The sequence below is a fragment of the Salinivibrio costicola subsp. alcaliphilus genome, from assembly GCF_001996185.1.
Classification (GTDB): domain Bacteria; phylum Pseudomonadota; class Gammaproteobacteria; order Enterobacterales; family Vibrionaceae; genus Salinivibrio; species Salinivibrio costicola.
In genome coordinates this window covers 75,164-86,103 of the sequence record NZ_MUFR01000012.1, presented here as the reverse complement: position 1 = coordinate 86,103, position 10,940 = coordinate 75,164, and the positions used below count along the sequence as shown (strand labels likewise).

The window sequence follows — 10,940 nt, the reverse complement described above, 5'->3', positions numbered from 1 at the left end:
GCTATTTCTAATATGGTGCCCGGAGGCGGAATCGAACCACCGACACGGGGATTTTCAATCCCCTGCTCTACCGACTGAGCTATCCGGGCTAACGGGGCGTTATTAAACGGATTTTCGGTCTCACCGTCAACTGTTTTTTTGAAAAAAGTCCGGATATCGCATTGTTTGGATAAAAAGACAGCGAAGTGCGATAAAAACACGCAAAAATTCGACCCTTATCGCGGTTTACTGGGGAAGTTGCGCGAAGTCTTTTTGATAGCGTGTGACCTTTTGTAAGTAGCGTCTTGACTCCGAAGAGGGGTGGCGATGGGTTAGCGCCCAGTAGACTTGGTTAGGTTTTAAACGGTTCAGGTATTGCATTGCACGCTCGCGGTTATTATCAAAGGTCAGTAGCACATTACCGGTGCCGCCGTTATAAGCGGAAATCATACTGTAGTGCAAAGAAAGTGGGTCTCGCACCGCTTTGAGATAGCGATTTTTGAGAATATAGAAATAGGCGGTTCCCATATCAATGTTCTTTTCTGGATCAAAAAGGTACTCAGGTGTGGGCTGGCCACGACGTTTTTTTACCAGTTTGAATACATCGCGTCCCGCCGTTTTCGGGACCACTTGCATCAATCCATAGGCGTTGGCCCAGCTCACAGCATACGGGTTAAAGCTACTCTCGGTTTTAATAATGGCATAAATCAGCTTTTCAGAGATGCCGTAACGTTCAGAGGCACGACGGACAATATCCGCATATTGATAGCTGCGTTGTGCGGCGTGATCCGTCACCATAGGAATAGTGACAAAATACATGTTTTGAAAACGGACCTGTTTTTTCTTTAGCCGCCGGTCAATAAGATAGTCAGCAAAGCGATTGGCGCGCCATTGCCAGGTGATGGCTTTACCTTCGTGATCAACCACTTGCCCTTCGAGAAATGGGCGTCCCGTCAGCGGAACTTTTGCTGCAGAGTAAAGATCCACAGAAGCAGGATCGCGCGGGGTTAATAGGGTGGTGACAATGGCTTGTCTGAGGTGATCTTTCGGATCGTCAGTTGCGACGGTTTCCACTTGGATCACACCGCGTTCAAAGTCGATTCGTGCGCGACTTTTGTAATTATCCGTGTATTTGACGTAGTCACGTTTTCCGGAAACAAAGACTTGATCTTCGCCCCAGCGGACTTCGATTTTGCCAGTAAATTGGCTGATAAGCTGATTCAGGGCGTCGATATCTTTTTCGAATTGCCCTGGAATAGGCGCTAGATTTTTCGCAAACCGGTTAGTCGTTTGGTAATCCACGCCCACATATTTTTCGACGCTCTCTCGGCTGCAGCCGGAGAGCAACGCGCCATAACAGCACACTAACAAACAGAGTATTCGCGTCATTTTTGATTGTATTAGGATAAAAAAACACCCGCATTGAGCGTAACACAATGCGGGTGCGTTGCTGTGGTCAAGCCGCCTAGCTGTGGGCGACACCACGGAATTTACGCTTCGGGTGGCACATAGCCATCGATTTGCACGTCTTTTCCTTCAAACAAAAAGTTGACCATTTCTTGTTCAATGATCTTACGATGTTCAGGATCCATCATATTGAGCTTCTTTTCATTGATAAGCATGGTTTGCTTCTTTTGCCATTCCGCCCAGGCTTCTTTGCAAATATTGTCATAAATGCGTTTGCCCAACTCTCCCGGGTAGAGTTGAAAATCGAGTCCATCGGCTTCTTTTTGGAGACGTTGGCAAAATACGGTACGGCTCATAATCTAGGCTCCTTGTCATCGCCGGTTAGAGATTGTTGGCGCTCATGTTCAAGCAAGGTTAACAGCTTTTTCACTGGGGCCGCTAATCCTACTTTTGCAGGTTGTGATAAGTTATACCAAAGCCCTTGGTTGGCTTCCATGATGATTTGCGGTCGCTCAGCCACCGAGACTTTAATCGGTACAATATCTAAGTGAAAGTGACTGAAGGTATGTCTAAACGCGGTTAAGACCTCAGTTTTGACCGGTTTGATATTATGTAGCTTATCGGCAATATCGGCCTCGAGCGTGTGCTCAACCGCTTCAGGCAAGCACCATAACCCGCCCCAAAGGCCGCTTGGTGGTCGTTGCTCTAACCAGATTTCATCTTGATGCTGGATCAGCAAAAAACTGGTTTGTTTGACCGGTAAGGTTTTTTTCGGTTTTTTGCCAGGAAAATCCATTTGCCGACCTTGTGCGCGTGCCTCGCAGCGGTCGGCAACAGGGCAAAGATCACATTTAGGCTTGCTTCGTGTACAAACCATCGCGCCCATATCCATCATGGCTTGGTTGTACTTGTCGGTATCTGTGGTGGGCGTGAGTGTTTCGGCAATCTCCCATAACTTGTTTTCTACCGGCTTTTTACCCGGCCAACCTTCGACGGCAAAACAGCGCGCTAAGGTGCGTTTGACGTTGCCGTCTAAAATGGGGTGCGGTTGACTGAGCGACAAAGAAAGCACGGCGCCGGCGGTTGAGCGGCCGACACCTGGGAGCGCCATGACCTCATCGAGCGTGGTAGGAAATACGCCATCATGGTGGTTGGCAATCACTTGTGCCGCTTTGTGAAGGTTGCGGGCACGGGCGTAATATCCTAACCCCGTCCATAAATGAAGAACTTCATCCTGATCGGCATTCGCTAAGTCGATAACGGTCGGAAACCGTGCCATAAACCGTTCAAAATAAGGGATTACTGTGCTTACTTGGGTCTGTTGCAGCATAATCTCACTGAGCCAGACTTTATATGGCGTTTTGTTTTGCTGCCAAGGTAAGGTTTTACGGCCATATTGCTCATACCAGTTTAAGATGGCATCGGAAAATGATTGACTCACTGTGTTCTCTCTTATTGTTTTGCTCACACGTGCACAAAGGCAGGCCACAGGGTACACTAACGGCAGGGCGTACTAATAGGATCAGCGCGTCCACCTTGCGCTATCGCAAAAACTTTGCATAATGCGCAGTCCGTTTAGATTTCCAACAATCGATGGTGACGGCTACCGGCATCATTACTACTGCATCACAGGCACCCAATCATGACTGAAGTCACTAAAACCGAACTCACCGAGGATGGCAAAGTTATTCGTAAAGTACGCAGTTTTGTGCGTCGCGAAGGCCGTTTAACGAAAGGGCAAGAGCAAGCGCTAAACGAATCCTGGCCGACCATGGGGATTGACTTTGACGCCACCGAGCTTGATTGGCAGCAGGTGTTTGGTAATGATAATCCTGTGGTATTAGAAATCGGTTTTGGCATGGGCGCCTCTTTGGTTGAAATGGCAAAAAATGCCCCTGAGAAGAACTTTGTGGGCATTGAAGTGCATACCCCTGGTGTGGGCGCCTGTTTAATGGCAGCGCGTGAAGCCGGTGTCACCAATCTGCGTGTGATGTGCCACGATGCGGTCGAAGTGTTTGAGCAAATGTTGCCGAAAGAAAGTTTGGACACGGTGCAACTTTTCTTCCCTGACCCATGGCATAAAAAACGTCACCACAAACGCCGTATTGTGCAGTTACCGTTCGCTGAAATGGTAAGAGACAAGTTAAAAATGGGTGGCGTATTCCACATGGCGACGGACTGGGAAAACTATGCTGAGCACATGATCGAAGTGATGGAAGCGGCGCCTCACTATCAAAATACCGCAAAAGAGGGCTATTATGTTCCTCGTCCTGAAGAGCGCCCGCTGACTAAATTTGAGCAGCGCGGGCAGCGCCTGGGTCATGGTGTATGGGATATCAAATACACACGCACAGCCTAATGTGCTAAGGCGCGACGGCGCAGATAAGTGAAAGCGGAAAGCCAACCTCAGGTTGGCTTTTTTGTCCCCTGTTGTAAAAGGATCCTGTTGGTGAAACCAAGCTCTCAACTGTTAGCGCAAATCCTGGAGGATGTCCGTCCTTTAATGGGTCGCGGTAAGGTGGCTGATTACATTCCAGCCCTTGCGGATGTGCCGAATCATAAACTCGGTATTGCGGTTTGCTACAACGATGGCGACCTGATCACCGCCGGTGACGCGGACGAAGCCTTTTCTATCCAGTCGATTTCTAAAGCGTTAAGCCTGACATTGGCAATGCAAAATTATCGCGCGGAAGAAATATGGACACGGGTTGGTAAAGAGCCCTCTGGTCAGGCTTTTAACTCATTAATCCAGCTTGAGATGGAGCAGGGGATCCCGCGTAATCCGTTTATCAACGCTGGCGCCTTAGTCGTCAGTGATATGCTGCATACGCGTCAATCAGCCCCTCGCCAGCGGATGTTAGAGTTTGTGCGTCAGTTAGCGGACAACCCCCATCTTTGTTATGACAAGGTGGTTGCGGATTCAGAAATGCAGCACAGTGATCGCAATGCGGCAATTGCTTATCTGATGCGTGCGTTTGGCAATTTTGACAATGAGGTGGTGCCGGTTTTAACTAATTATTTCCACTATTGTGCATTAGAAATGAGTTGTGTTGATTTGGCCAAAGCCTTTTTCTACCTGGCGAATCAAGGAACGCCTTTATCGGGAAAAACGCGGATTTTAACGCCGACGCAAAGCAAGCAAATGAATGCGCTCTTAGCGACGTGTGGCTTGTATGATGGTGCGGGTGAGTTTGCCTACCGTGTTGGTATGCCTGGCAAGTCTGGCGTTGGTGGTGGGATTATTGCAATTGTGCCAGGCGAAATGTCGATTGCCGTTTGGTCGCCAGAACTGGATCCATCGGGTAACTCGTTAGCAGGCACCGCCGCTTTAGAGCTGTTATCTGCTCGGATTGGGCGGTCTATTTTCTGATCCTAGCCCCGATACCGGTGAATAAAAAGCCCCGCATGCACGATGAGCGGGGCTTTTTGTTATTAGGCGCAACCGCTATGACTGGGCTATACGCCCTTGGTTAGCCTTGTGCCGCGAGCGTAGCGAAGGCGTGGTCAGCAGCTGCCAGTGTCGCATCAATTTCCTTTTGGCCGTGCGCCAAGCAGGTAAAGCAGGCTTCAAACGCAGACGGTGCGAGATAGATACCTTGCTCGAGCATTAAGTGGAAGAAACGCTTAAAGCGCTCAGTATCGCACTGCTGCACGTCTTTGAAGCAAGTGACTGTGTCTTGGTCCGTAAAGAAAAAACCAAACATTGCACCGGCTCGGTTGGTCGCTAATGGAATACCGTGTTTGTCGGCCAAGGCTTTAAAGCCATCAGCAAGTTGTTTGGTGACACTATTGAGGTAATCATGATTGCCTGGTTGACGTAGTTCACTAAGACACGCGAAGCCAGCTGCCATGGCGACCGGGTTACCGGCCAAGGTGCCCGCCTGATAAACCGGACCGGTCGGTGCTAAGTATTCCATCACATCGCGACGACCACCAAATGCACCTACAGGCATGCCACCACCGACGATTTTACCTAGGGTAGTCAAATCAGGTTTGACGTCGTAATAGGCTTGTGCGCCGCCAAGTGCCACGCGAAAGCCCGTCATCACCTCATCAAAAATTAGCAGGGCACCAAATTCATCGCATAGCGCGCGTAAACCTTGTAAGAAACCTGGCTGTGGTGGCACACAGTTCATGTTACCGGACACTGGCTCGACAATAATACAAGCCACCTCGTCAGGGTAAGTCTCGAACGTTTGGCGTACCGAGTCTAGATCGTTATAGGTGCAGGTCAGCGTGTGTTTGGCAAAATCTGCCGGTACCCCGGGGGAGTTTGGCTCGCCGAGCGTGAGTGCGCCTGAGCCTGCTTTCACGAGTAAGCAGTCACCATGGCCATGATAGTTGCCTTCAAATTTGATGAACTTATCGCGTTTGCTATAGCCGCGCGCGAGACGAATGGCACTCATGGTCGCTTCGGTGCCAGAGTTCACCATACGCACCATTTCCATGGATGGAACAAGCTCAGCAACCAGTTCTGATAAAGTGGTTTCACTTTCGGTGGGTGCACCAAAGCTCAGTCCACGCTGGGCGGCATCAACCACAGCTTCTCGAATGGAGGCGTGGTTATGGCCGAGAATCATTGGGCCCCACGAGCCGACGTAGTCGATGTAAGCTTTGCCGTCGGCATCAAAGATGTACGCGCCGTCAGCACGCTCCATAAAGACAGGGTCACCGCCGACACCGGCAAATGCACGCACGGGAGAATTCACGCCACCGGGAATGGTGCGTCTAGCTTGTTGAAAAAGTTGTGCTGATTTGGTCATGACATATCCTGTTAGGTAAGGCTTCGCCTAAATTGCGTCGGTGTATTTTAACCAAAGATACAGAACACTGGCGAGGTAGAGTATGATTTCATTGCAACAAGTTTGGCAATTAATACGTACTGATCACAATTGCGATCAAGCGCGCAATACTTGAACACTTTACTCAGGTATTAGATAATCCACTACTAAGCACCAAGAGCATGTGAGGTAACAATGAGCGAAGCACCTTTGCCGTTAGAGTTTTCTGAGGCCGCGGCGACCAAGGTAAAGACGCTGATTCAGGAAGAAGAAAACCCAAACCTGAAACTACGCGTCTACATTACCGGTGGTGGCTGTAGCGGCTTCCAGTATGGTTTTACCTTTGACGAAAACGTCAATGAAGGCGATATGGAGATCGAGAAAAGCGGCGTGATGTTGGTAGTGGACCCCATGAGTTTACAGTATTTAATGGGTGGGAAAGTCGACTATACCGAGGGGCTGGAAGGATCGCGCTTTTTCATTGATAACCCGAATGCCACCACCACGTGTGGCTGTGGCGCATCATTTAGCGTCTAATTTTTCGGCTGCGATAAAACGTACGACTTTTCGTTCCATCACAAAAACGGCGCCCTGTAGCGCCGTTTTTTGTCGCAATAGCCTGTTTAACCGCCACGGTTATAATGGTTTAAGTTGCCTACTGTCGCCAGTAGCTGGTTAAATTTGCTCAACTGTGCCATACGAGATTCAGCCAAGCGAACGAATTCTCGCTTGTCTTTACCTTGCAGGGATTTCGCTTCTGGCAATGCGACGGTGCGTGGGTTCTTATGCACACCATTGACCAAGAACTCGTAATGTAAGTGCGCCCCCGTAACACGCCCTGTTGATCCAAGCGTGCCGACGATATCGCCTTGTTTGACGCGCTGGCCGGTTTTCACTTTGCGTTTGGTCAAGTGCAAATACTTAGTGATGTATGTCGAGCTATGGCGGATAAAGACATAATTGCCGTTAAAGCGATTATAAGACGCTTTCATCACGATACCGTCACCAGCCGCTTTGATAGGCGTACCAACCGGTGCGACATAATCGGTGCCGCGATGCGGTTTGACCCGACCCGTCACCGGGTGCAGACGGCGTGGATTAAAGTTTGAACTGACATATCTAAAGTTCACCGGCGAGCGCAAGAAGGCTTTTTTCATCGCTTTACCGGTTGGTGTGTAGTATTTGCCACTCTCTGCTCGCACGGCGGTAAAGGTTTCACCACGGTTGGTGAACGTGGCTGCCAGAATATTACCGCTGCCAATGTGTTCACCTTCGACAAACTCCTCTTCATATAAGACGGAAAAACTGTCTCCGTTACGAATATCGAGGGCAAAATCGACATCCCAGCCGAAAATCCCCGCCAGTTGCATGATTTGGTTTGGAGTGAGGCCTGCGCCTGACGCGGCTTGCCAAAAGCTCGATTGAATGGTCGCTCGGGCAAAATTTATCTGGGTATCAACGTGTTTGGTTTCAATACGAGATTGATAGGTGTCATCGATCTTATTGACGATGAGGGTTTCATTGCTACCGCGTGGCTGAATCAGTTGCACCAGCTCGCCGCTGTCATCAACGCCTAAACGTACTTCATCACCAGGATTCAGATACGCCAAACGCTGGGTATGCTCATCGGCATTCACGAGGCGATAGAGATCAGTTGGGCTCAGGCCCGCGCGGTTAAACAGCAACGCCATACTTTCACCCGGTTGCACCTCATAGGTGGACCAATGGATAGTGCGGCTAAACTGTGCGGGCATTTCATCTTGTGGTGGCAGTAACGAGACGGCATCCACAGGGACAGGGTAGTGCTTACCCGGTTCAAAATTGGGTTGAGGGCGCGGGGTGCTTGGGCCATCAGGCACCAACATTAATAAGACTACGAATGCACTTAATGCACCGATAATGAGTTTATGTAACTTGGGTAAGGCTGCGAGTTTATTTAACGGCATGAAGACTATGTTGAATCACTACGAATAAAGTTATGACAGTCAGACACCCAATCGGTTTTATTGGGGATGATGCCCTGAAGTAGATTTGACACGGCTGACACAAAGACCACACACATTTTTTGATGGCAGCCACTGCGCACACCCTGTATACACTCTATCAGTTTAACTGGTTTCAAAAACTGTCGCTATTCGAGTAATATGTCCGTTTATCACATTTTTGCCTATTAGGTAGGAGCAACAGACTATGGCGAGCCTTGAAGCCGCGCTAGCAGAACTAAAACGTGGCGTTGATGAAGTAATCCCGGAAGACGAGCTGGTGGCAAAGCTGAAAGAGGATCGTCCTCTTCGCATTAAGCTCGGTGCGGATCCTACTGCACCGGATATCCACCTCGGTCACACAGTGATCTTAAATAAGCTCCGAGCTTTTCAAGCGCTTGGCCATGAAGTGATTTTTTTGATTGGCGATTATACCGGCATGGTTGGTGACCCGAGTGGTAAAAACACGACGCGCCCGCCATTGACACGTGAGCAGGTACTGGCAAACGCAGAAACCTACAAAGAGCAGGTCTATAAAATTTTAGACCCTGCTAAAACACGTATTGAGTTTAACTCTAAATGGCTGGGCGAATTAGGCACGGATGGCATGATTCGTCTCGCGGCGAGCTCAACCGTGGCGCGTATGCTCGAGCGTGATGACTTTAAAAAGCGTTATACCAGTAACCAAGCGATAGCTATTCATGAGTTTATCTACCCACTCTTGCAAGGCCACGATTCAGTCGCGTTGGAAGCGGACGTTGAGCTGGGCGGGACCGACCAAAAGTTTAACTTGTTAATGGGGCGTGAGCTGCAAAAGCAAGCGGGACAAAAGCCGCAAGTCGTGATGACGATGCCGCTATTGGTTGGGCTTGATGGTGTTAAAAAGATGTCTAAATCGGCCCATAACTACATCGGCGTCAGCGAACGTCCAGATGATATGTTTGGTAAAATCATGTCGATTTCTGACGATCTCATGTGGGATTACTACGAGCTGTTGTCATTCCGTCCTCTCGAGGAAGTGGCTCAGTTTAAGCAAGATGTTCAAGCGGGTAAAAACCCTCGTGATATTAAGATCTTGCTGGCGAAAGAAATCATTGCCCGTTTCCATTCAGACGCCGATGCTGACGCGGCCGAGCAAACTTTTATCAATCGTTTCCAAAAAGGGGCGATGCCAGATGAGATGCCAAGCTTTACCTTTGAGCAAGGTATTGCGATTGGTAATCTGCTAAAAGAGGCGGGACTGGTAAATTCCACCTCAGACGCGCTGCGTATGATCCGCCAAGGTGCGGTGAAAATTGACGGCGAAAAAGTGGAAGACACTAAGCTGGTGCCAGCAGCGGGTGAAGCCGTATATCAAGTGGGTAAGCGTAAGTTTGCGCGTGTGACGTTAAGCTAGAGATCCCCTAAAAGGGGACTCTACGTAACGTATAAAGGCATGACTAGCTGATAACGAAAAGCCCTCGCGTAATTCGCGAGGGCTTTTCTCATGATTTACTGACTAGGTATGCCAAACGCCTTTTAGTGCACGTACCATGTGTTGACCAAGGTAAAACGCCGTTTGTAGGCAGGCTTCGCTAAGTTGGGCATCGTCTGGAGTGTGTGCAGTCACCCCAAGGCTTGTGCCACTTGGGTTAATGTTTTCTACCCCGATATTGGCACGGCCTAGGCTTAGCCACAGCATGTCATGCTGGCTGGCTAAGGTTTGGAAATACTGCAGTGTCTGGGGCTGATCGCCACCTGGGTAGGTGCCTACGGTAAAGCCTGCCGCGTACTTTCCTCGCCAATCTTGTGTTTCCCAGCTTGGGCTGGACGCATCGGCAAAGGCTTTAAATTGTGCGCTTGGCCCACCCATGTAGGTGGGAGCACCAAAGATGATCGCGTCGACCTCTTTGAGTTTTTCAAACAGCTTATCATCGATAAAGCGTCCGTTTTCTATCATTTCTGATGTAATGCGATACACCACTGGCTCGGCATCGCCGGCATGAATGCCTTCTGCGATGGTGGTGGCGAGTGCATGCGTGTGTTCATCTTCAGAGTGATAAATGATGGCAATGCTGATCATAGAGGCTCCTTTATTAGGCTGTTCTCCATGACATTAGGGTGTGCTGCCTAGATTTCAACCACCATTTGCCATATATCACGACACCTTAACACTAATGGCTATCACTATTTATCGAGCGCAAACGGCGGTAAAGATAAATGCCAGCGAATGGCCGCTAAACGGATCAGTAAGGTGGTGAGCATACCGGCGAGCGATGCCGTGACTGTGTCTGGACTCACTTCGATAGCAAGAGTATGGACAATGCCGCCAGCAATACAGGCCGTTGCATACACTTCCGTTCTCAGCACCATAGGCACTTCCCGCGCGAGCACATCACGAATAATGCCACCGCCACAGGCCGTTATGACCCCCATGATCACCGCGACAAGTGGCGATGCACCATAGCTTAGGGCTTTATCCACCCCAATGCCGACAAAGACCGCTAAACCAATCGCATCCGCGCAAGGCAGTACGTACCAAGGTAGACGGCGCGGATGGCGGATCAGCAGCATGGTCGCCACGCAGGTGGCTAATATCACCCAAATATAAAGCGTATCGGTAATCCAAAAGGCTGGTGTGGCGCCCATGGCCATATCTCTGACGGTGCCTCCTCCAATGGCGGTGGCACAGGCCAACACCACCACGCCAAAGGGGTCCATTCTTAAGCGACCGGCGACTAACACCCCTGAAATAGCAAAAACGGCGGTGCCAAATAAATCGAATAAATACAGAATCATGGTTTGTGTCATG

Annotated in this window: 11 protein-coding genes and 1 tRNA gene; 4 read left to right on the top strand and 8 right to left on the bottom strand. The window is 49.7% G+C overall.

The genetic code is table 11. The annotated features are described in order from the left end of the window. Nucleotides 1-13: 13 nt before the first annotated feature. The 4 genes from BZJ21_RS06005 to mutY form a co-directional block, all read right to left on the bottom strand. Nucleotides 14-89, bottom strand: a tRNA-Phe gene (locus tag BZJ21_RS06005). Between the two features lie 136 nt (nt 90-225). After that, nucleotides 226-1,368 carry a membrane-bound lytic murein transglycosylase MltC gene (gene mltC, locus BZJ21_RS06000; protein WP_077669347.1) on the bottom strand — a complete coding sequence of 381 codons (1,143 nt, stop codon included), beginning with the start codon at nt 1,366-1,368 and terminating at the stop codon, nt 226-228. Between the two features lie 101 nt (nt 1,369-1,469). Beyond that, entirely contained in the window at nt 1,470-1,742 is a 273-nt protein-coding gene (locus tag BZJ21_RS05995; protein WP_021024203.1) for an oxidative damage protection protein, read from the bottom strand. After that, nucleotides 1,739-2,827, bottom strand: a complete 1,089-nt coding sequence (gene mutY, locus BZJ21_RS05990; RefSeq protein WP_077669346.1) for an A/G-specific adenine glycosylase — start codon at nt 2,825-2,827, stop codon at nt 1,739-1,741. Before mutY ends, BZJ21_RS05995 begins: the two co-directional genes overlap by 4 nt. Before the next feature lie 201 nt (nt 2,828-3,028). Here mutY and trmB point away from each other — a divergent pair, with 201 nt between their 5' ends. Continuing rightward, nucleotides 3,029-3,745 (top strand): tRNA (guanosine(46)-N7)-methyltransferase TrmB, encoded by a 717-nt coding sequence (gene trmB / locus BZJ21_RS05985; RefSeq protein ID WP_077669345.1) that lies wholly within the window; start codon nt 3,029-3,031, stop codon nt 3,743-3,745. A gap of 90 nt (nt 3,746-3,835) precedes the next feature. Continuing rightward, on the top strand, nt 3,836-4,756 hold the full coding sequence (gene glsB, locus BZJ21_RS05980) for a glutaminase B (protein ID WP_077669344.1): 921 nt from the start codon (nt 3,836-3,838) through the stop codon (nt 4,754-4,756). A gap of 100 nt (nt 4,757-4,856) precedes the next feature. On the opposite strand, the gene hemL is transcribed toward glsB, so the two are convergent. Next, complete coding sequence (gene hemL / locus BZJ21_RS05975) at nt 4,857-6,149, bottom strand: glutamate-1-semialdehyde 2,1-aminomutase (RefSeq protein WP_077645824.1); 1,293 nt, start codon at nt 6,147-6,149, stop codon at nt 4,857-4,859. Nucleotides 6,150-6,362: 213 nt separating this feature from the next. On the opposite strand from hemL, the gene erpA reads away from it, so the two are divergent. Further along, complete coding sequence (gene erpA, locus BZJ21_RS05970; protein WP_021022145.1) at nt 6,363-6,704, top strand: iron-sulfur cluster insertion protein ErpA; 342 nt, start codon at nt 6,363-6,365, stop codon at nt 6,702-6,704. A gap of 86 nt (nt 6,705-6,790) precedes the next feature. On the opposite strand, the gene BZJ21_RS05965 is transcribed toward erpA, so the two are convergent. Continuing rightward, on the bottom strand, nt 6,791-8,113 hold the full coding sequence (locus tag BZJ21_RS05965; RefSeq protein WP_021022144.1) for a peptidoglycan DD-metalloendopeptidase family protein: 1,323 nt from the start codon (nt 8,111-8,113) through the stop codon (nt 6,791-6,793). 244 nt (nt 8,114-8,357) lie between these two features. Between BZJ21_RS05965 and tyrS the strand changes: the two genes are divergently transcribed. Then, nucleotides 8,358-9,545 carry a tyrosine--tRNA ligase gene (gene tyrS / locus BZJ21_RS05960; RefSeq protein WP_077459820.1) on the top strand — a complete coding sequence of 396 codons (1,188 nt, stop codon included), beginning with the start codon at nt 8,358-8,360 and terminating at the stop codon, nt 9,543-9,545. A gap of 102 nt (nt 9,546-9,647) precedes the next feature. Here tyrS and BZJ21_RS05955 read toward each other — a convergent pair whose 3' ends face one another. Together BZJ21_RS05955 and BZJ21_RS05950 are read right to left on the bottom strand one after the other, a co-directional pair. After that, nucleotides 9,648-10,211 (bottom strand): flavodoxin family protein, encoded by a 564-nt coding sequence (locus BZJ21_RS05955; protein ID WP_021022142.1) that lies wholly within the window; start codon nt 10,209-10,211, stop codon nt 9,648-9,650. Between the two features lie 104 nt (nt 10,212-10,315). Continuing rightward, on the bottom strand, nt 10,316-10,927 hold the full coding sequence (locus tag BZJ21_RS05950) for a TRIC cation channel family protein (RefSeq protein WP_025744819.1): 612 nt from the start codon (nt 10,925-10,927) through the stop codon (nt 10,316-10,318). Nucleotides 10,928-10,940 lie beyond the last annotated feature (13 nt).

Excerpts from the sequence above, each read along its gene's own strand:
- mltC (WP_077669347.1), bottom strand. The coding sequence starts at position 1,368 with ATGACGCGAATACTCTGTTTGTTAGTGTGCTGTTATGGCGCGTTGCTC.
- BZJ21_RS05995 (WP_021024203.1), bottom strand. The coding sequence starts at position 1,742 with ATGAGCCGTACCGTATTTTGCCAACGTCTCCAAAAAGAAGCCGATGGA.
- trmB (WP_077669345.1), top strand. The coding sequence starts at position 3,029 with ATGACTGAAGTCACTAAAACCGAACTCACCGAGGATGGCAAAGTTATT.
- hemL (WP_077645824.1), bottom strand. The coding sequence starts at position 6,149 with ATGACCAAATCAGCACAACTTTTTCAACAAGCTAGACGCACCATTCCC.
- erpA (WP_021022145.1), top strand. The coding sequence starts at position 6,363 with ATGAGCGAAGCACCTTTGCCGTTAGAGTTTTCTGAGGCCGCGGCGACC.
- BZJ21_RS05965 (WP_021022144.1), bottom strand. The coding sequence starts at position 8,113 with ATGCCGTTAAATAAACTCGCAGCCTTACCCAAGTTACATAAACTCATT.
- tyrS (WP_077459820.1), top strand. The coding sequence starts at position 8,358 with ATGGCGAGCCTTGAAGCCGCGCTAGCAGAACTAAAACGTGGCGTTGAT.
- BZJ21_RS05955 (WP_021022142.1), bottom strand. The coding sequence starts at position 10,211 with ATGATCAGCATTGCCATCATTTATCACTCTGAAGATGAACACACGCAT.
- BZJ21_RS05950 (WP_025744819.1), bottom strand. The coding sequence starts at position 10,927 with ATGATTCTGTATTTATTCGATTTATTTGGCACCGCCGTTTTTGCTATT.